The sequence below is a fragment of the Nocardia halotolerans genome (assembly GCF_042650145.1).
GTDB classification, from domain to species: Bacteria; Actinomycetota; Actinomycetes; order Mycobacteriales; family Mycobacteriaceae; genus Nocardia; species Nocardia halotolerans.
Map to the genome: position 1 here is coordinate 265762 of NZ_JBHSDL010000014.1, position 19129 is coordinate 284890.

The following is a 19129-nucleotide window of genomic DNA, read 5'->3' on the forward strand; positions in this document are numbered from 1 at the left end:
TCAGCTACTGATGGCCTGTTGGTACGCCGCGATGTCGGCGTCGAGCTCGGTGAGCACCCGATCCCAGTCCACCGCGACGACCTCGACCCCGCGCAGTGCCGCGGCGGGACCGCCCTCGGCGGGTGGGGCCACATCGGTGCGCGGCGACACCGCGAACGCCTCGGGGCCCAGCTTGCTCTGCGCATCGGGAGCCATCAGGAAGCTCATCAGCTCGGTGGCGTCCACCCGGTGCGGTGCGCCCTTGGCCAGGCCCATCATGTACGGCACCGACACCGTGGCGCGCTTGCCGTCGGCAGCGGGGAAGAAGACGTTGAACTTCGAGCCCTTCTCCTGCACGGTGGTCAGGTTCATCTGCACATCACCGTTGGCGATCAGCAGTTCTCCCTTGTCGACCTTGGCCTGCAGCTTGCCGGTCGACGACGACGGGCCCACGTTGTTGGCCTGCAGCGCGGCCAGGTAGTCCAGGGCCCCCTGCTTGCCGCGCAACTGCTGCAGCAGTACCAGCACGGCGGTGCCGTCACCGGCCTGACCTGGCGTCGAGTACTGCAGTTTGCCCTTGTACTCCGGCTTCAGCAGGTCGTCCCAGGTGAGCGCCGGGGCCTCGACCGACGGGTTGGCGATGAAGCACAGGTAGTTGTTGGCCATCGTCACGTAGGTGCCGTCGGCGTCCTTGTCGGCGGCCGGCACCGCGGTGGTGTCGATGCCGCTGGGCTGCAACAGCCCCGACTGCTTCGCCTTCTGGATGAACGGTGGCAGCGTGACGATCACATCGGCCTGCGGATTGGACTGTTCCTTGTCGACCCGGTTGACGACCTCGCCGGACCCGGCCTCGACCAGGTTGACCGCGATCCCGGTCTGCTCGGTGAATTCGGCGAACCGGTTCTTGTACCAGTCACCGACACCGTCGGCGGAGTACACGGTGACGGTCTTGCCGTCGGCCGATTCGGCACCGGTGCCACCGCAGGCCGCGGTGAACGCGACGGCGGTGACCCCGGCCAGCAACAGCGCGGCCCTGGACAGGCGGCGCGCGGTGAGGGAAGTACGCACGATGAAAGCAACTTTCGTGTGGGTGTCGAGGGGAATCGCAGGGAGATGTCGTCGCGGCGGGTGCCGGACGCGAGTTCAGTGGGCCAGTACCAGTGCCGGGAAGTCGGCGACGGAGGCGATCACGTGGGTGGCGCCCGCCGCGCGCAGTTGTTCGGCGTCGTGGGTGCCGGTGAGGGTGCCCGCCACGATCGCGGCGCCCGCCGCGCGACCGGTGGCGATGTCGCTGGTGGTGTCACCGAGCACCGCGATCCGGTCCACCGCGTCCGTACCGAGGCGCAGCGCGGCGGTGAGTACCAGGTCGGGGTAGGGGCGGCCGCGTCCGGCGTCGGAGGGTGCGAGGGTGAGGTCGGCCAGTGCGGTCCAGCCCAGTGCCCGCAGCAGCTTGTCCTGGGTGCCGCGGCTGAAGCCGGTGGTCAGCGCGACCCGGATCCCGGCTTCGCGCAGTGCCGTGATCGCTTCGACCGCACCGGGGATCGGTGCGATGTCGGTCTCGTCGATCAGCGCGTCGTAGGCGGTCTCGAAGGCACGGTTGCCCGCCTGGGCGGCGGCCTCGTCGCCGAGCAGCGCCCGGAACACCTCGATCTTGGACCGGCCCATGGTCTCGATGACGTAGCGGCGGGCCTGCTCGCGGCGCGGACCCTCGACCTCGATGCCCACGGCGGTCGCGGCGTTCTCGAACGCGCGCAGCACCAGTCCGCCGTCGGCGACGGTGGTGCCCGCCATGTCGAGCACGGCCAGTTGAATCGTCTTGTCGGGCACGGTCTTACCTCACAGTCCGATCAGGTCGGCGGTCTGCTCGCCGATGGCGGGGCCCAGGGTCATACCGCGACCGCCGGGGCCGGTGACGACCCAGACGTTGGTGTCGGGACGCACCCGGGTGACGACGGCGGCCGGGTCCACGCTCTGGCTGTAGACCCCGGCCCAGCGGCGCACCACGCGCGGCAGCTTGCGCCCCAGCAGTTCTTCGGTCACCTCGGTGAGGTGGTCGTAGGGAGCTTCGTCGACGTCGAAGGCGAACGGTTCGGTGTACTCGTGGGTGTCGCCGATGGTGAGGCCGCCGTGTAGTCGTTGCACGCACAGCAGCTGCATCCTGTGCTCGGCCGCGGTGGCGGTCTGGGACTGCTCGGTGGCCAGCGTGTCCACCGCGGTGCCCGCGTAGCCCGGGTAGTAGCGGAAACTGTCGCCGTCGGCGATCGCGGTGGTGAGCGGTTCGTCCAGCGGCGCGGTCTGCATCATCTGCAGCCGGACCCGGCGCACCGGCAGGTCACCGGCCAGTTCCCGGGTGAGCCCGGTGTGCGCGGCGCCGGGGCAGTGCACGACCAGGTCGGCTTCGTGGCGGCGGGCCTGATCGTCGAGTACCACCGCGCCGGTACCGGTGTCGCGCACCGAACGGGCCTCGGTGCCATCGTGGAAGGTGTAGCGCCCGCTGGCGGCCATGTGGGCGCGCAGCGCGGGCAGCGCCTGGCGCGATTCCACCGCCGCGTCGGCCGAGCAGTGCAGTCCGGCCAGGTATTTGCCGCGCAGTGCCGGGTTCAGGGCGCGCACCCGGTCGGGTTCGAGCAGGGTGAATCCGCGCTCCTGCGCGGTGGGGCCGGTCGCGGCGGCCTCGGCCACCGCCAGCTCGGCGGGCGTGCGGACCAGGGTGATCGAGCCCGCGGGCCGAAAGCCCACGCCGGCGACCCGGCCGCCGATCTCACCCCAGAGTTCGCGTGCGCGCAGGGTCAGTTCCAGCTCCCCCGCCGAACGCCCCGACACCCAGACCAGTCCGAAGTTGCGGACCGTGGCCCCGCGCGCCTCACGTTCGCGTTCCAGGTGCACGACCTCGTGCCCGCGGCCGATCGCGGCCCAGGCGTGTGCCGTGCCGAGTATCCCGCCGCCGATGATGACCAATCGCATGACACCGATGATGACGAACGGTCTAGACCAATGGGTGTGGGCAGCGCGAACGCCAGGTTAACTTTTGGTATAGACCAATCCGGGTACGCTGTCGGCATGGATTCACCGCCCGCCGCGCGCGTTCCGAAAGTGTTCCTGGTTCGCACTCAGATCGACGCGATCCTGGCCGATCTCGCCGAGGGCGATTCGGTGCCCTCGGAGCGAGAGCTGGCCAACCGGTTCGGCGTAGCCCGCGAGACCGTCCGCCACGCACTGCGGGAGTTGCTGGTGGAGGGCAGAATTCGCCGTCGTGGCCGCGGCACGGTGGTCTCGCGGCCCAAGTTGACCCAGCCGCTGTCGCTGCGCTCCTACACCGAGGGCGCGATCAGCCTGGGCCGCACACCCGGTCGCATCCTGGTCGCCTGGGACGACATCGCCGCCGACGACCCGACCGCGGCCGACCTCGAACTCGAACCGGGCACACCGGTGATGCACCTGGAACGGGTGCTGCTGGCCGATGGTGAACGCATCGGCCTGGAGAGCACCTACCTGCCGTTACACCGCTTCGCCTGCCTGCGCGGCAGTTACGACCCGACCACCTCGTTGTACGCGGCGATCCGCGCGACCGGCGTCGAATTCGCCGGTGCGCGCGAACGCATCGAAACCGTGCTCGCCGCGCCACGGGAGGCCGGCCTGCTCGAATGCACCACCGCGTTGCCGATGCTGTTGCTGCACAGGCGCAGCGTGGATGCCGATGGCGCACCCGTGGAGCGGGTGCGCTCGCTGTACCGGGGTGACCGCATCGCCTTCGAGGCGATGCTGTCTCCGGTATCGGCGTGATGACCTACTGCTCCGGCAACCTGCGCCGACCGCCGGCCACATCGGTGACCAGGTCGGTGTAGCCGTCGACGAGCTCGGCCAGCTGGTACCAGTGCTTGTGCGTGGTGTCGCTGCGCACACCGTCGAGGTCGATGGCCTGGTTCGCGTCCACCCAGCTACGAGCCATCCGATCGACAACGGCACCGAGACTTTCGGTGTGCAGCGAGGCACCGTTGCGATGGATCGGGATCTCGGACACGATCCAGTCGTTGATGTCGTCGACGAGTTCGCCCCGCCGGCAATCGATTTCGGCGATCAGCGCGGCGTCACGCACCTGTGCCCGCCGTTCGTGCAGTTCAGCGAGCGCGTGCGCCGAGCGCAACAATTCGCGATCCTGAAAACGCCGCCCCTGAAAGGCGCACAACAATTGTGGCGCCGTCGGAAGTATCCCCATCACCGGCGCGCTCATCGCAACGCCCCGAATTCACCCGACACCCAAGATTTGTCTACCAACATGATTGGCTCTCGATTCGGTTATCCCGGTCATCTGTTCGGTATGTTCGCAACCAGGCTATCTGGATCATGCTCGCTCACAACGGGAAACGCAAGATTGCGTTGTCACTCATGCAGTAAAGCCGCCCTGACAGAACCAGCGGTCACATCCAGTGATGCGCGGCGGCTCGCGGCGACCACAGACGGCACCGACCACCGCCTCAGCACGCGGTCCGCCTTCTTCGCCGATCGCGTGACATCGGGCACCGACAGCGCAATAATGCGAATCACGAAGCGCGCCACAGGCGAAGGGGACCCCATGGCAGGCAAGCGCACGACACTGACCGTCCGGCTGCGCCGGCTCGCCGCCATGCTGCGCGAGTTACGCGAGAGCGCGCAGCTGAGCAAGGAAGACGTCAGCGCGCGTACCGGCATCAATGTGACAACGCTGTACCGGATCGAAATGGCGCAGGCCCGCCCGCAGCGCCGCACTTTGAGCGCGATGCTCGACCTGTATCAGGTCAGCGACAAAATGCGCGAGGAAGCGCTGAGCCTGCTCACCGATGCGCTCAAACCGGGGATGTCACACGCCTACGAAGGCGCCCTGTCCGATGTCTATGCCACTTACATAAACTTCGAGGCGGAAGCACTCTCGGCACGCCAATACCAGACGTCGACGGTGCCCGGTCTGCTGCAGACCTTCGACTACGCGGCGGCGGTGATCGACACCTCGATGCCCCGGCTCGACGCCGCGGTGATGGAGAGCCGGGCCCAAGCCAGGATGGACCGCGCGGTCAACCTGACCAAGGACGATCCGCTGGAACTGTGGGTGGTGATGGACGAGGCGGCGATCCGCCGGGTCGTCGGCGGGCCCGCCACGATGGCGGGCCAGCTCGACCGGTTACTGCTCGAGACCAAGCGCAAGAACGTGATCCTGCAGGTGCTGCCGTTCGACGCGGGAGCCCACCCCGGCATGGCCGGTTCCTTCACCCTGCTCGACTTCCGCAACCCGGTCGATCCCGAACTGGTGTACGTGGAGAGCATGTCGGTGCACGACCTGGTCGAGGGGCACTCCGAGATCCGGCGCTTCGGTGTGATCTTCGATCAACTGCGGGCCATGGCGTTGAGCCCGCGGGACTCGGCGGCGCTGATCCAGCAGGCGCGCGACAACATCGGCAAATAGCGGCTCGACCCGAGCGCGGCGTAGAGCCACGTCAGTGCCCCGGCACGCCGTGGCGGGTGCGTGACCGGTGACCGGGTGTGGGATCACCCGGCAGTTCAGTAGGTGTGGGCGGGCAGGCTGCGTACGCCGGCCCACAGGTCGTCGATCAGGCGTTGGTAGGAGTCGGCCAGGTCGTCGAGCCGGACCCATTCGTCGTAGAAGACCGGTTCGGGAGCACCGGCCAGGGCGACGAAGGCCAGTGCGCTGTGTCGCGCCAGCCGGTCGACGAGTCCGCCGAGGGTCTCGCAGTGCTCGTCGGCGGCGGCGAACGGCACGGGCGCGGCGAGAATCACCCAGCGGTCGATCGCCCGCATCAGTTGCCACCGGCGACGATCGATACCGGCGGCTTCGCGCACCGGTACCCGTTCCCGCAACTGGTGCAGCACGGCCAGTTCGCCCGCCGCGTCGAGGACCGGGTGGTCATCATGTGGCAAACCACGCAACGCGGCCAGCAGCATGTCGCGGCCGGGCAGCGTCGTGCGCCCCGTAGAAGACCGCGTTTCACAGCGCGAAACCTTCATCTGGCATACCTCCGGATCGGGCCCGACACCCCGGTGAGGATGCCATCGCGTGCGACGGGACGATGCCACATGCGCCGATCGCGAGCACCTGGCAATCATCCCGCCACCACTGTCCCGCACAACGGCCCCGGACGGAAGCAAATCGCATACCGGACATTCGGATTGTCCCCACCGCCGTCCTTGTCCGCCCGCCTTGACCTCGCGGAACCGCTACTCCCGCGCACTCACCGTGCGCGGAGGCTGCCGAACAAACCGGCCTTGTGGTCTTCGGGGGCAGCGGTGAAGTAGAGCGCGTTGGTATCGCCCAGGCTTTCCCCGTTACCGAACTTCAGCGCCCGCAGTCCGTTGATCTCGACCGGTTCGGCGTCTCCGTCGCGCAGGTAGTCGACGAAGGTGCCGGTGGTGTCGTCGTAGGCCAGTACGCGGCCCAGACCGCCCGAGTTGCCGATCAGCAGCTTGCCCGAGAGCGCACCGAAGTTCGACGGGGCGATGGTCACCGCCCACGGTGCGTTGAGCCGGCCGCCGTCGTCGATGATGCGCACCAGTTTGCCCGTGGCGTCGAACTCGGCGACCTTGCCCCGGTCCGGGGTGCCGCCGGCGGCTTCGTCGGCCGCGGCGTCGCGAACGTCGTACTCGCCCTTGTCGAAAGCCTCGGGGTCCTTGCCGTCCGCGGTGGTGACCGCGTAGGAGACGAAGACCCGGCTGCCGACGGTGGTGATGTTGAACGGCGCGGGGTCACCGGGCACGGCCTGCTTGCCTTTTTCCGGGGTGGCCGGGTCGATCACCTCGCCGGTGGCGAACGGGTTGGCGAAACCGGTGGTCGCCACCGGCTGCCAGTTCTTGTCGAAGGTGCGCACCTGCGGGTCGGTGCCGAAGTCGGCGACGAGCAGTTTGTCGCCGGTGGGGGCCAGGGCGACACCGTAGAAGGCCATGCCCTGGGCCGAGCCGTCGAACACCTGGTTCGCGCCGCCGTCGCGGCGGATGACGGCGCCGTCGGGCGCCTGCTCGGTCCACGCCGCGAGCTTGCCGGAGTCGGTGGCGAAGATGACGCGCGCCGAACCGGTGAGCGGGACCGGCATGCCGTCCAGGTCGACCCACTGGTCACGGACCACGAACAGGTCGGAGTTGAGGGGCGCGGGATTGAACACCACGCCGGTGGTCTTGCCCGCGTTCTTGTCGGCGGCGCCGGGGATGCCGACGGAGCCGAACTTGTCGCGGGTCAGTTTCTGCAGTTCGGTGTCCGAGGAGGCGGTGACATCACCGAGGAACTGGAACGACTTGCCGCGCGCGCCCACCCAGAAATGTCCGCCCGCGCCCTCGGCGCGGTGCGCCAGCCCCCACGGGCCGACCATCTCCGAGAGGGTGAACTGGGCGTGATAGGAGTCCTTGTTCGCGGCCAGGTCGGTTTGGCTGTATCGGTTGCCGTCGAGGGCGGCGACCTGTTCGGCGGCCTGCCCGCTGCTCGCGCATCCGGCTGCGACGAGCAGCGCCGCGCCGAGGACGACACCGCGCGCCACCCCGGACCGCAGCTTGCGGACGGCCCGCACATGTCCGTTCAACGTTTGTTTCCTTTCGTCCTGCGCCGGACGGCGTTCAGGCGAGGCTGACCTTAACCTGACCGGTGCGGCGGCGTGCCGTGAACATCGCCTCGGCACCCGGTCTAGGCTGTCGCCCGTGGTCGAACCCAGCGCCCCCGTGAGCCCGCATCCCGCCATCGCCGCCCTGGCCCCGCTGCTGGGCAGCTGGCGTGGCCGCGGCCACGGTGAGTATCCGACCATCGAGCCGTTCGATTATGTCGAGGAGATCACCTTCGGTCATCTGGGCAGGCCGTTCCTCACCTACCGGCAGCGCACCAAGGCCGGTTCCGACGGCAGGCCACTGCACGCCGAGACCGGCTACCTGCGCTGCCCGGCGCCCGGGCGCGTGGAATTGGTGCTCGCCCATCCCACCGGGATCACCGAGATCTGTGAGGGCACGATCACCGAAACCGTCGACGGTATTCGACTGGAATTGAATTCGACGAATATCGGACTGAGCGGATCGGCGAAATCGGTTACCGCGGTGGGGCGTTCTTTCCATGTCACCGGTGACACGATCGACTACACCTTGCGGATGGCGGCTGTCGGGGAATCTCTGCAACATCATCTGGCGGCGTCGCTGCAACGCGCGTGATATCGGGAATTGCCCCGCACCAGCGCACTGAACTGCGGTTTCGCCCCGCGACACGATTCGTTCACCGGTTCGTCGCCGCCGACTGCGGAAGTGTTCGAACACGCCCGCACACCAGGCAACAATTGTGTTTCGCTGTGCGCACACCTCTGTTACCCACGTGGTTGCCGCTCTACGGTTTCTTTCACCAGTTGATCTCCAGCCGATACGAAGGACTGCCCCGGAAACTGCGCGTCGAACCCCTGCCCGAGGGAGACGAAATATGAGGCGTTCCACTCTGATTCTCACCACCGCCGGACTGATTTTCGGCGGCGCCACCGCGATCGATCTGCTCGAGGACACCGGTGTGCGAGCCGCCCCGGAACCGGTCGCCGTCAACCAGGTGGCCACAGCGCCCACCGAAGGCAGCTGGCTGGCGCAGGTGCGCGACCTGCTGGCGACCGGAAACGCCGGAGCCGCGACCGAACCCGGTCAGTAACCCGACGGCAGCGCGGCGAACATGTCCCGGGTGACGGCCACGGCATTGTCGGAACTGCCGCCCTTCACCAACAGCGTCGCGAAGGCCATGTCACCGCGATAGCCGACGAACCAGGAATGCGAGCCGCCCTCGACCTCGGCCTCGCCGGTCTTGCCGTACACCTCACCCTGGTCCCGGATCCGTTCGGCGGTGCCGCCGGTGACCACCATGCGCATCATGTCGCGCAGCCCCTCGGCCACTTCCGGGTCGAGGGTGGGGCGTTCGCCGACGATCTCGGTGGGCCTGCCCTCGATCAGATACGGCACCGGCGCCGAACCGTGCGCCACCGCGGCGGCCATCACCGCCATGCCGAACGGGCTCGCCACCACCCTGCCCTGCCCGATTCCGTCTTCGGCGCGCTGCACGAGCCCTTCGGCGGGCGGCACCGAGCCCGACAGGGTGGGCAGCCCGACCACCCGGTAGTCCTGACCGATGCCCAGCCGCGCCGCGGCCGCAGTGAGGGCGTCGGGGTCGAGCCGGCTGGCCAGCCGCGCGAAAGTGGTGTTGCACGAGCGTTCATAGGCGGTGGCCATCGGCACCTCGCCCACGGAGAACAGGTTGTAGTTGGGGATGGTCCGCTCCCCGATCACGGTGCGGCTGGGGCAGGCCAGCACGGTGTCGGGGGTGGCGACACCGGCTTCCATCGCCGCCGCGGCCGTCACCGTCTTGAAGATCGAACCCGGCGGGTACTGGCCGCTGGTGGCCACCGGACCGTCGCGATCGGCGGCCTTGTTCTGGGCCACCGCGAGAATCGCACCGGTCGAGGGCCGCAGGACCACCATCATCGTCTGCTCGGTGCGCAGATTCACCGCGTGCTGGGCGGAGTTCTGCACGAACCGGTCGATGCTGAGAGAGAACGACGGCGCTGGCTGGGCCGCCACCTCGTGCAGCACCCCGAGATCGGCGCCGTGCGCGTTCTGGGTGACCACACTCCAACCGGCCTTGCCATCCACCTCGGCGATCACGGTTTTGCGGACCTGGGTGAGCAGATCGGGGGCGAACTTACGATCGGTGGGCACCATGTCCCACTCCTGGGTCAGGGTCACCCCGGGCAGCCCGATCAACCGGGCGCCGATGGTGTTGGCCTCGTACTCGTCGAGCAGGATCACCGTGTGCGCGCCGTCGGTGCGGCGGGCCGCGGTGAGGATGGACTGCGGGGTGTAGGCGACCGGGTCGATATGGCTCAGCGCGGCCGCGAGCGCCCCGGCGACGCGCTCGGGGTCGGGGGCGTCGGCCACGGTGAACCGCACCCGCGACACGGTGCCCGGAACCAGCACATCACTACCGGCCGACTCGTTGACCCGGGCACGTGGAGCCGGTTTGGTGCGCAATTGCAGGGTCTGGGTGTCCCCCAGCTTGGGGTGGATGCCCGCCGAACTCCAGCGCACCAGCCAGCGACCGCCGGTACGGCCCAGTTGCAGCTCACCGGAATAGGTCCACTGTCTGCCCCTGGGCAGGGTCCACTCGTAGGTGTAGTCGACGGTGGCGGTGTCACCGCTCACCCGCGCGCGGCCGGTGCGGACCGACAGCTTCTCCGCCTGCAGCGCCTGCCAAGCCGAAGTCAGTGCCTGCGTGGCCTTTTCGGGGGCGGTGGTGTGCCCGCCCGCGGTGGCGAAATCGTGGTCGGCGAACGCGTCGGCGAAGGCTTCGGCGGCCGGTACCGGCCCCTGCGGCGACGAGCAGGCACTCGCGGTGAGCGCGAGCACGGCCACCGCGCAGATCGTCAGCATCCGAGTCCTCATCGGGACCGATGGTAGCGGCGAAATCCCACCCGAACGCGCAGCAACGCGGGCGAACTCAATCCACGAGCACAGTGGCGAAGGTCGCGATCTGCCGGAAACCCACACGGCTGTAAGCACGTCGGGCGATGCGGTTGTAGTCGTTGACATACAGGCTCGCCGTACGACCCGTCGCCACAACGGCATTCGCGACCGTCGCGGTACCCGCCGTACCCACCCCGGTGCCGCGGAAATCCGGGTGCACCCACACGCCCTGGATCTGGCCGGTGCGCCGCGACAGCGACCCGATCTCGGCCTTGTAGATCACCGCGCCGTCCTCGAAACGCGCCCAGGCCCTTCCTGATTCGATGAGGCCGCGAATGCGGCGCCGGTACCCGCGGCCGCCGTCGCCCGCGCGCGGATCGATGCCCACCTCTTCGATGAACATGGCGATCGCGGCGTTGAGGTAGCGGTCGATCTCGTCGGGACGCACCCGTCGCACCGCTGCGTCGGGCCGGGCCAGCGCGGGTTCGCCCAGGGCCAGCAGCGGCTGGTCGGCCCGCAAATCCCTGGCCGGCCCCCAGCGCGAGGCCAGCAGATCCCACAGCGGCAAGGTGAGTTCTTGTCTGCCGACCACCGAGGAACACACCCGTGGCCAGCGCATCGCCCGGTCGGCGAACGCGCGCAGGGCGCCCGCGTCACCGCGCAGCGGCACCAGATTGGCGCCGGAGAAACACAGCGAATCGGTGGGGTTGCCGCGGCACCACAACTCGCCGAGACCGGCACGCGCGGTGAGGCCGAATTCCTGGACCCGGGCCGCGATCATGCACGAGGCCACCGGGTCGGAATCCAGCACGCGCAGCACCTCGCCCAGATCGTGAACGGCGACCGGGCGCGCGGGGGTGGCCTTGGATCGTCGCGTCGGCTCCAGCAGACTCCGCACGGCACCAGCCTGCCACGAAAGCAGGCCCAGTGGTACGGGTCAGCCGAATCCGAGGCCCGACTGTGAGTAGCGGATCCCTCAGCTGACGGTGACCACCGGTTCGCCACCGGGCTGCTCGCCCATTTCCTCGGCGATACGCATGGCTTCTTCGATCAGCGTCTCCACGATCTGCGCCTCGGGAACAGTCTTGATGACCTCACCCTTGACGAAGATCTGGCCCTTGCCGTTACCGGAGGCGACCCCGAGATCGGCCTCACGGGCCTCGCCCGGGCCGTTCACCACGCAACCCATCACCGCCACGCGCAACGGCACTTCCAACCCGTCCAGACCGGCGGCGACAGCGTCGGCCAAGGTGTACACGTCCACCTGGGCGCGGCCACACGACGGGCACGACACGATCTCGAGCTTGCGCGGGCGCAGGTTCAGCGACTGCAGGATCTGGCCACCGACCTTGATCTCCTCGGCGGGCGGGGCCGAGAGCGAGACCCGGATCGTGTCACCGATGCCCTCGCTGAGCAGCGCGCCGAAGGCCACCGCGGACTTGATCGTGCCCTGGAACGCCGGACCGGCCTCGGTGACGCCGAGGTGGAGCGGATAATCGCTGCGCGCCGCCAGCTGCCGGTAGGCCTCCACCATGATCACCGGGTCGTTGTGCTTCACCGAGATCTTGATGTCGCCGAAGCCGTGATCCTCGAACAGGCTCGCCTCCCACAGCGCCGACTCCACCAGCGCCTCGGGAGTGGCCTTGCCGTACTTCTCCATCATCCGCTTGTCGAGCGACCCGGCGTTCACACCGATGCGGATCGGGATACCGGCGGCCCCCGCGGCCTTGGCGACCTCACCGACACGGCCGTCGAATTCCTTGATGTTGCCCGGGTTCACCCGCACCGCGGCGCAACCGGCGTCGATCGCGGCGAAGATGTAGCGCGGCTGGAAATGGATGTCGGCGATCACCGGGATCTGCGACTTCTTCGCGATCGTGGCCAGGGCGTCGGCGTCTTCCTGACGCGGGCAGGCCACCCGGACGATGTCGCAGCCCGACGCGGTGAGCTCGGCGATCTGCTGCAGCGTGGCGTTGATGTCGTGGGTCTTGGTGGTGGTCATCGACTGCACCGAGATCGGGAAGTCACTGCCCACACCGACCTTGCCGACCATCAACTGACGAGTCTTGCGCCGGGGGGCCAGAACAGCAGCGGGAGCGCCGGGCATCCCCAATCCGATTGTGCTGGTCACGTTCGGCTGCCTTCTTTCCTACGGTTCGGGTTCGACCACGAGCTTAGTCGTGCCCACTGACCTGCCGCCCTGTGAGGGGCACGACAGCGGACATCACGGCAAACGGATGGGGTTGACGATGTCGGCGGCCAGGGTCAGCAACATGAACGCGCCACCGATCACGACCGCCACATAGGTGATCGGCAACAACTTGAGGTAGTCGACCGGCCCGCCCGCGGCCTTCCCGAGCCAGGAGCGCACGATGTCGCGGGCCTTCTCGTAGAGCACCACCGCGATGTGGCCGCCGTCCAACGGCAGCAACGGCAGCAGATTGAACGCGCCGAGGAAGAAGTTCAGGCTGGCCAGCACCAGGATGAACATGCCCCACAGCCCGCGTTCGGCGGTCTCGCCGCCGATACGGCTGGCGCCGTACACACTGACCGGCGTCTCCGGATCACGCTCACCACCGGTGACCGCATCCCACAGTGCCGAAACCTTCTGCGGCATCTTTGCCAGCGACTTCACCGTCTCGACGAAGAACTCGCCGGTGAAGGAGATGGTGGCCGGAATCGCGGCGACCACCCCGTACTGCTGGGGCTCGGCGTAGTCGGGGCCCACGCCCACCGCGGAGACCTCCCGCGCCGGACCCTCCTTCGGCCACCGGACGACCCGCTCCGGGGTGACAGGCACGGTCAGCGTCCGGCCGTCACGCTCGATCGTGTACTCGAACGGACCGTCCTGCTTCTGGGTTTCGGACTGGAACTGCGTCCACGTAGTCACCTCGACACCGTTGACGGCGGTCACCACGTCACCACGCTGGAGCCCGGCGCGCTGTGCGGGACCGGTGCCGGTGCACGGCTCCAGCTTCTTGTCCGCGGTCTGCTCCGCGACGCAACCCATGTTGCCCAGCGCGGTCTCCGGCGGCTGCTCGAGCTGCGGCAGCCCCCACCCGACCGCCAAGACCACCAGCAGGATGAATCCGAGCACGAAGTTCATCGCGATCCCGCCGAACATCACGACCAGGCGCTTCCAGGTGGACTGGCGATACATCGCCCGGTCGACGTCTTCGGGCTCGAGTTCGTCGAGCGCGGTCATGCCGGCGATATCGCAGAACCCGCCCAGCGGCAGCGCCTTGAGGCCGTACTCGGTCTCCCCGCGTCGGAAGGAGAAGATCCGCGGCCCGAATCCGATGAAATAGCGGCGCACCTTCATCCCGGTGGCCTGCGCGGCCCACATGTGCCCGCATTCGTGCAACGCGATCGAGATCGTGATGCCGAGGGCGAACAGGGCGAACCCCAGCGCGAATACCATCAGGCCCTTTCTTTGGCGGCTGGCGCCGCGGGTTTTCGGCCTCGTAACCCCGAATCCGAGGGCCGATACTTCGCCTTCGGCATTACGTCTCGGCCCTCGGATCCGGGGCGGCCGAAAACGTGGTGGTCTCGATTTGTCGTCGGGTCAGGACGCCTGTTACGCCGCGATCACTTCCGCGGCGTACTGCCTGGCCCAGCGGTCGGCCGCAAGGACGTCGTCCAGGGTATCGGGTTCGGCGTGCCAGCGGTCAGCGGCCTCCACCGCGCGGGTGACGGTGCGCACGATGGTGGGGAAGCTGATCTTGCCGTCGAGGAAGGCCTGCACCGCGACTTCGTTGGCCGCGTTGTAGACCGCGGTGACACTGCCTCCGGCCTCCCCCGCCTGACGTGCCAGGCGCACGGCGGGAAACACTTCGTCGTCGACCGGCTCGAACGTCCAGGTCGAGGCGGTGCCGAAGTCGCACGCGGTGGCCGCGCCGGCGATGCGGTCGGGCCAGCCGAGGGCCAACGCGATCGGCAGCTTCATATCCGGCGGGCTGGCCTGAGCGAGGGTGGAACCGTCGGTGAAGGTCACCATGGAATGCACGATCGACTGCGGGTGCACGGTGACGTCGATGCGGTCGTAGGGGACGCCGAAGAGCAGGTGCGTCTCGATCAGTTCCAGACCCTTGTTCACCAGCGAGGCCGAGTTGAGGGTGTTCATCGGACCCATCGACCAGGTGGGGTGGGTCTTGGCCTCGGCGGGATTCACCGCTTCGAGCATCTCGGTGCTCCAGCCACGGAAGGGGCCGCCGGAGGCGGTGAGCACCAACCGGTCCACCTCCTCGGCGCGGCCACCGCGCAGGCACTGGGCCAGCGCGGAGTGTTCGGAGTCGACCGGCACGATCTGGCCGGCCGCGGCGGCGCGGGTCACCAGCGAACCACCCGCCACCAGGGACTCCTTGTTGGCCAGCGCCAACCGGGTGCCCGCGTTCAGGGTGGCCAGGGTCGGTCCCAGCCCGAGCGAGCCGACCAGCGCGTTGAGCACCACGTCGGCCTCGGTGCGGCGGACCAGCTCGGTGGCGGCGTCGGGACCGCCGAGTTCGAGATCGAGCGCCTGGGCGGCGGCGGGGTCGGCGACGGCCACATTGCGGGTGCCGGTCGCGGCGATCTGCTCGGCGAGCAGGGCCGGATTGCCACCGCGCGCGGCCAGCCCGACCACCTCGAAACGGTCCGGGTTGGCGGCGATCACTTCGAGCGCCTGGGTGCCGATCGACCCGGTACTGCCCAGGAGCAGCACCTTCACCCGATCGGTGGACGTGGTATGGCCGTGTGCGGCACGCGTTGCGGGGTGGGACACGGGCCCATTGTGGCAGGGCTACTGGCTACGACACACAGTCGTATGCCACGATATGCACACTCGTCCAACCAGAACTCGAGCCCTAAGGAGCGATCGTGGCCGCCACGGACCTCGAAAAAGCCAGCACCGAGCGCGCCGTCGCCACCAGCGTCGACCCGGCCGAGGTGCCCTCGGCCGCATGGGGCTGGAGTGGTGAGTCGCCCAAGACGTTCCGCATCGCCGGCTGGTTCGTCGTGATCGCCCTGCTCGCGATGACCATCGGCAACCACCAGGGACACGTGGAAGACATCTTCCTCGTCGGCATGGCCGGGCTGCTCGCGCTCATCCTCGTGGCCGACGTGTTCACTCGGCGCATCCCGAAGTAAGTCCTTCGACACGGCCCACGCCTGCGGCAATCATCACGCGCCGCAGGCGTTTCGCATGTCAGCGGCCGCGTCGCGTTCCCGGCTTGCGGCCACGGCCACCACCCTGTGCGGCACCGCGCTGCTTGGCCGCGGGCTTGTTCGCCCCCGGCTTCTTCGCCCCCGGCTTCTTCGCGGCGGACTTGGCCGCGGTGCCCTTACGCGCCGGGGCCTGCGCGTGTTCCGGCTCGACCGCCCCGCGTGAACTGTTCGCCGAACGACCGCGCACGATCCCCACGAATTCCTCGAGCAATTCGGTGTCGGACCCGACCGGCCAGGCCAGGGCGATCTCGGTGACCTCGGCGTCGGTGATCGGGCGATACACCAGGTCACGGCGATGGTGCAGCCGTGCGATCGACTGCGGCACGATCGCCACACCGCCGACGGCGGCGACCATCGCCAGCGCCTCGGCGGCCTGATCCGGGTCGGAGGTGTCGTGGAGCTGCTCGCCGGCCAGGTCGGCGAGGGTCATCGTGTCCAGCAGCGAGAGCGCGTCGTCCTTCTGCACCACCGCGACCGGCGTCTCCCGCCACAACGGGATCGCGTTCATCGCGGTGCGATCGATCGGTAACCGGACGAAGCACAGCTCGACCCGGCCCGCCCGCAACGCGGCTTCCTGCTCGCCCTGTCCCACCCCGACGACCGCCAAGGGATGCTCCGGCAGCCGTTCACCCCAGACACGTGCCCACTTCGACACCGTCACCCCGGGCACGAAACCGACTCGCAGGCTCGCGGGCTCCTCGGGCTGCTGCTCACGTTCGGCCTGCTCCTGGGCTTTGATCAAGTCCCTGGCGTGGGCGAGCAGCGCTGCGCCGTCCGCGGAGAGCTGGGTGGGCGAGGCGCCGGGCACGAACAGCCGGGTACCGAGTTCGCCCTCCAGTTCGATCACGGTGGCACTCAGGCTCTGCCGGGGAATGCGCAGGGCTTTCGCGGCGCGCGCGAAGTGCAGTTCCTCGGCGACGGCGACGAAGCGACGTAACCGGGCGAGGTCGATGGAGTCGGCGGCGGTGACGTCGAAGTCGCTCATTCTGACCAGAATATGGCACCCGCCGAACAGGCCGGCGCGCCGATCACATGTTCGACAGCACCGCGATCAACACCGCGATCACGATGACACCGGCGAACAACCCCAGATAGACCCCGAAGATCGAGCCCCACCCCTGGCCCGACGGCGCGGGTCCCGGCATCGGCGGGTGCATCCCCGGCTGCGGCAGGCCCATCGGCGCACCGGCTCGCGGCGGCATCTGCGGGTGAGCGGGCATCGGTGCCTGCGCCGGTGTTCGGGCGGCCATCGGTGCCGCGCCGATGGGATGGGCCGGCGTACCGGGCACGTGCACCGGGCGCATCGGCTGCATGGCGACGAACGGTTGCCCATGGGCCCCCGAGGGCGGGCGGGCGATCGGCCTGGCCCCGGTGGTCCCGGTGCGCAGCGCCCGCTGGGCCGCCGCCACGAACTCCTCGCAGGAGCTGAACCGGTCGGCGGGCCGCTTGGCCAGCGCCCGCGCCATCACGGCATCCAGATTCGGCGCCAGACCGGCCCGGCGCGGACTCACCGGCGGCGGCGGCGACTGCAGGTGACCGGTGATGACCGCGGCCGGGCTCGCCGACTCGTACGGGGCCGAACCGGTGAGCAGTGTGTACAGGGTGCAGGCCAGCGAATACTGGTCGGCACGATGATCCAGCGCGACACCGGTGAGTTGTTCGGGTGCGGCGTAGGCCAGGGTCGCGGTGAACGAACCGGTCTCGGTGAGGTGGCCGGAATCGTCACGCAGGCGCGCGATCCCGAAATCGGTGAGATACACCCGCTCCTGGCTCTGCGAACGCGCGAGCAGGATGTTGGCCGGCTTCACATCACGGTGCAGGACGCCGGCACGGTGCGCGTAGTCGAGCGCGGCGGCGGTCTCACCGATGATCTGTAGCGCCCGATCCGGCGGCAGGGTGGCCGGATCGAGCATGGAAGCGTCGATACCGTCGATGTACTGCATGCTGATCCACAGCTGATCGTCCTCGACACCACGATCGAACACGGTGACGATATTGGGGTGGTCCAGCTGGGCCACCAGATCGGCCTCGCGTTCGAACCTGGCACGGATCTCTTTGTCGGAGAACAACTCCTGATTCAGCAGCTTGAGCGCGGTCCAGCGCGGCAGCCGCGGATGCCTGGCCAGATACACCGACCCCATGCCGCCACGGCCCAATTGCCGGTCGATCGTGTACCCGGCGAACACCGTCCCGTCAGAAACCACTTCGACCGCTACCTTTCTGGCGAGCGAACAGCCAGTACGCTCGACGCCCGTCAGGCAACCTCACCGGGTGACGAGGCAGTCCCGCTCCGACCGGCGCCCACCGGCCGATCCGATCCCACCATACCCACCGGCACCCCCGCGCTCGGCGAGACCCGGCACCGGCGAATCACCGGGCCCAGCTCAGCCTTCGGCGGCGAGCTGTCCACAGGCCGCCGCGATTTCCTGGCCCCGGGTGTCGCGCACCGTGCACGACACACCCTGGGCGATCACGCGGCGCACGAACTCCTTCTCGACCGGCTTGGGGCTGGCGTCCCACTCGCTGCCCGGGGTCGGGTTGAGCGGGATCAGGTTCACGTGCACGAGCGGGCCGAGGGCCTTGTGCAGTTTCTTGCCGAGCATGTCCGCGCGCCACGGCTGGTCGTTGATGTCGCGGATCAGCGCGTACTCGATCGAGACGCGGCGGCCGGACTTGTCGGCGTAATAGCGGGCGGCGTCGAGTACTTCGGCGATCGACCAGCGGTTGTTCACCGGCACCAGGGTGTCGCGCAGTTCGTCGTCGGGGGTGTGCAGCGAGACCGCGAGGCGCACCGACATGTTCTCATCGGCCAGTTTGCGGATCGCGGGCGCGAGGCCGACGGTCGAGACCGTCACCGAACGCTGCGAGATGCCGAGGCCGTCGGGCGCGGGCGAGGTGATCCGGCGGACCGCGTTCACCACGCGCTTGTAGTTCGCGAGAGGCTCCCCCATGCCCATGAACACGATGTTGGACAACCGGCCGGGGCCGCCGTGCACCTCACCGTCACGCAGGGAGGCCGCGGCCGCGCGTACCTGGTCGACGATCTCGGCGGTCGACAGATTGCGAGTGAGCCCCGCCTGCCCGGTCGCGCAGAACGGGCACGCCATGCCACAACCGGCCTGGCTGGAGATACACAGGGTGTTGCGGTCCGGGTAGCGCATGAGCACGCTCTCCAGCAGGGTTCCGTCGTGCGCCTTCCACAGCGTCTTGCGGGTATCGCCCTCATCGCAGGCGATGTTGCGCACCACCGACAGCAGCGGCGGGAACAGGGTTTCGCCGACCTTGTCGCGCACATCGGCGGGCAGGTCGGTCATCTGTGCCGGGTCGGCCTGCAACCGCCCATAGTACTGGCGGGCCAGCTGATCGGCCCGGAACTTCGGCAGTCCCAGCTCCTGCACCGCGGTCTTGCGCTCGTCCGAATCGAGGTCGGCGAGGTGGCGCGGCGGCATACCGCGACGCGGGGCATCGAAAACGAGGGGCAGGGAGGTGGCCATAATTCCAC

20 protein-coding genes are annotated in these 19129 nt (G+C 68.7%); 5 read left to right on the forward strand and 15 right to left on the reverse strand.

What is annotated here, in order from left to right:
* From ACFO5K_RS11755 to ACFO5K_RS11765, 3 genes are all read right to left on the reverse strand, one after another.
* On the reverse strand, window positions 1-1047 hold the full coding sequence (locus tag ACFO5K_RS11755) for a 2-aminoethylphosphonate ABC transporter substrate-binding protein (RefSeq protein ID WP_378560360.1): 1047 nt from the start codon (window positions 1045-1047) through the stop codon (window positions 1-3).
* A gap of 75 nt (window positions 1048-1122) precedes the next feature.
* Window positions 1123-1806: a phosphonatase-like hydrolase gene (locus ACFO5K_RS11760; protein ID WP_378560363.1), complete on the reverse strand. Its 684-nt coding sequence runs from the start codon at window positions 1804-1806 to the stop codon at window positions 1123-1125.
* 9 nt (window positions 1807-1815) lie between these two features.
* Complete coding sequence (locus tag ACFO5K_RS11765; RefSeq protein WP_378560366.1) at window positions 1816-2943, reverse strand: TIGR03364 family FAD-dependent oxidoreductase; 1128 nt, start codon at window positions 2941-2943, stop codon at window positions 1816-1818.
* Window positions 2944-3039: 96 nt separating this feature from the next.
* Here ACFO5K_RS11765 and ACFO5K_RS11770 point away from each other — a divergent pair, with 96 nt between their 5' ends.
* Window positions 3040-3762 (forward strand): GntR family transcriptional regulator, encoded by a 723-nt coding sequence (locus ACFO5K_RS11770; protein ID WP_378560369.1) that lies wholly within the window; start codon window positions 3040-3042, stop codon window positions 3760-3762.
* Window positions 3763-3766: 4 nt separating this feature from the next.
* On the opposite strand, the gene ACFO5K_RS11775 is transcribed toward ACFO5K_RS11770, so the two are convergent.
* Together ACFO5K_RS11775 and ACFO5K_RS11780 are read right to left on the reverse strand one after the other, a co-directional pair.
* Entirely contained in the window at window positions 3767-4126 is a 360-nt protein-coding gene (locus ACFO5K_RS11775; RefSeq protein WP_378563745.1) for a DUF4254 domain-containing protein, read from the reverse strand.
* A 233-nt stretch (window positions 4127-4359) separates the two neighbouring features.
* Entirely contained in the window at window positions 4360-4536 is a 177-nt protein-coding gene (locus tag ACFO5K_RS11780; RefSeq protein ID WP_378560372.1) for a hypothetical protein, read from the reverse strand.
* A 16-nt stretch (window positions 4537-4552) separates the two neighbouring features.
* Between ACFO5K_RS11780 and ACFO5K_RS11785 the strand changes: the two genes are divergently transcribed.
* Window positions 4553-5416 carry a helix-turn-helix domain-containing protein gene (locus ACFO5K_RS11785; RefSeq protein ID WP_378560375.1) on the forward strand — a complete coding sequence of 288 codons (864 nt, stop codon included), beginning with the start codon at window positions 4553-4555 and terminating at the stop codon, window positions 5414-5416.
* A gap of 95 nt (window positions 5417-5511) precedes the next feature.
* On the opposite strand, the gene ACFO5K_RS11790 is transcribed toward ACFO5K_RS11785, so the two are convergent.
* Both ACFO5K_RS11790 and ACFO5K_RS11795 read right to left on the reverse strand, forming a co-directional pair.
* Window positions 5512-5976 (reverse strand): hypothetical protein, encoded by a 465-nt coding sequence (locus tag ACFO5K_RS11790; protein ID WP_378560378.1) that lies wholly within the window; start codon window positions 5974-5976, stop codon window positions 5512-5514.
* Window positions 5977-6200: 224 nt separating this feature from the next.
* Window positions 6201-7535 (reverse strand): TIGR03118 family protein, encoded by a 1335-nt coding sequence (locus ACFO5K_RS11795; protein WP_378560381.1) that lies wholly within the window; start codon window positions 7533-7535, stop codon window positions 6201-6203.
* A gap of 115 nt (window positions 7536-7650) precedes the next feature.
* Here ACFO5K_RS11795 and ACFO5K_RS11800 point away from each other — a divergent pair, with 115 nt between their 5' ends.
* Both ACFO5K_RS11800 and ACFO5K_RS11805 read left to right on the forward strand, forming a co-directional pair.
* Window positions 7651-8148 carry a peroxynitrite isomerase gene (locus ACFO5K_RS11800; protein WP_378560384.1) on the forward strand — a complete coding sequence of 166 codons (498 nt, stop codon included), beginning with the start codon at window positions 7651-7653 and terminating at the stop codon, window positions 8146-8148.
* A 259-nt stretch (window positions 8149-8407) separates the two neighbouring features.
* On the forward strand, window positions 8408-8623 hold the full coding sequence (locus tag ACFO5K_RS11805; RefSeq protein ID WP_378560387.1) for a hypothetical protein: 216 nt from the start codon (window positions 8408-8410) through the stop codon (window positions 8621-8623).
* Here ACFO5K_RS11805 and ACFO5K_RS11810 read toward each other — a convergent pair.
* The 5 genes from ACFO5K_RS11810 to dxr all read right to left on the reverse strand — a co-directional run bounded on the left by ACFO5K_RS11810 (window position 8617) and on the right by dxr (window position 15184).
* Window positions 8617-10404: a penicillin-binding transpeptidase domain-containing protein gene (locus ACFO5K_RS11810; protein ID WP_378560390.1), complete on the reverse strand. Its 1788-nt coding sequence runs from the start codon at window positions 10402-10404 to the stop codon at window positions 8617-8619. The genes ACFO5K_RS11805 and ACFO5K_RS11810 overlap by 7 nt on opposite strands.
* A gap of 55 nt (window positions 10405-10459) precedes the next feature.
* A complete protein-coding gene (locus ACFO5K_RS11815) occupies window positions 10460-11311 on the reverse strand; it encodes a GNAT family N-acetyltransferase (RefSeq protein ID WP_378563747.1) in 852 nt (283 codons plus the stop codon).
* A gap of 90 nt (window positions 11312-11401) precedes the next feature.
* Window positions 11402-12556 (reverse strand): flavodoxin-dependent (E)-4-hydroxy-3-methylbut-2-enyl-diphosphate synthase, encoded by a 1155-nt coding sequence (gene ispG / locus ACFO5K_RS11820; protein WP_378560393.1) that lies wholly within the window; start codon window positions 12554-12556, stop codon window positions 11402-11404.
* Window positions 12557-12649: 93 nt separating this feature from the next.
* A complete protein-coding gene (locus ACFO5K_RS11825; RefSeq protein WP_378560396.1) occupies window positions 12650-13846 on the reverse strand; it encodes a M50 family metallopeptidase in 1197 nt (398 codons plus the stop codon).
* A gap of 156 nt (window positions 13847-14002) precedes the next feature.
* Entirely contained in the window at window positions 14003-15184 is a 1182-nt protein-coding gene (gene dxr, locus ACFO5K_RS11830) for a 1-deoxy-D-xylulose-5-phosphate reductoisomerase (protein ID WP_378560399.1), read from the reverse strand.
* Window positions 15185-15279: 95 nt separating this feature from the next.
* Here dxr and ACFO5K_RS11835 point away from each other — a divergent pair, with 95 nt between their 5' ends.
* A complete protein-coding gene (locus ACFO5K_RS11835; protein ID WP_378560402.1) occupies window positions 15280-15549 on the forward strand; it encodes a DUF2631 domain-containing protein in 270 nt (89 codons plus the stop codon).
* Window positions 15550-15607: 58 nt separating this feature from the next.
* Here ACFO5K_RS11835 and ACFO5K_RS11840 read toward each other — a convergent pair whose 3' ends face one another.
* The 3 genes from ACFO5K_RS11840 to rlmN form a co-directional block, all read right to left on the reverse strand.
* Entirely contained in the window at window positions 15608-16612 is a 1005-nt protein-coding gene (locus ACFO5K_RS11840; RefSeq protein WP_378560405.1) for a LysR family transcriptional regulator, read from the reverse strand.
* Window positions 16613-16655: 43 nt separating this feature from the next.
* A complete protein-coding gene (locus tag ACFO5K_RS11845; protein WP_378560408.1) occupies window positions 16656-17831 on the reverse strand; it encodes a serine/threonine-protein kinase in 1176 nt (391 codons plus the stop codon).
* Window positions 17832-18011: 180 nt separating this feature from the next.
* Complete coding sequence (rlmN, locus tag ACFO5K_RS11850) at window positions 18012-19121, reverse strand: 23S rRNA (adenine(2503)-C(2))-methyltransferase RlmN (protein ID WP_378560411.1); 1110 nt, start codon at window positions 19119-19121, stop codon at window positions 18012-18014.
* Between the last annotated feature and the right edge of the window lie 8 nt (window positions 19122-19129).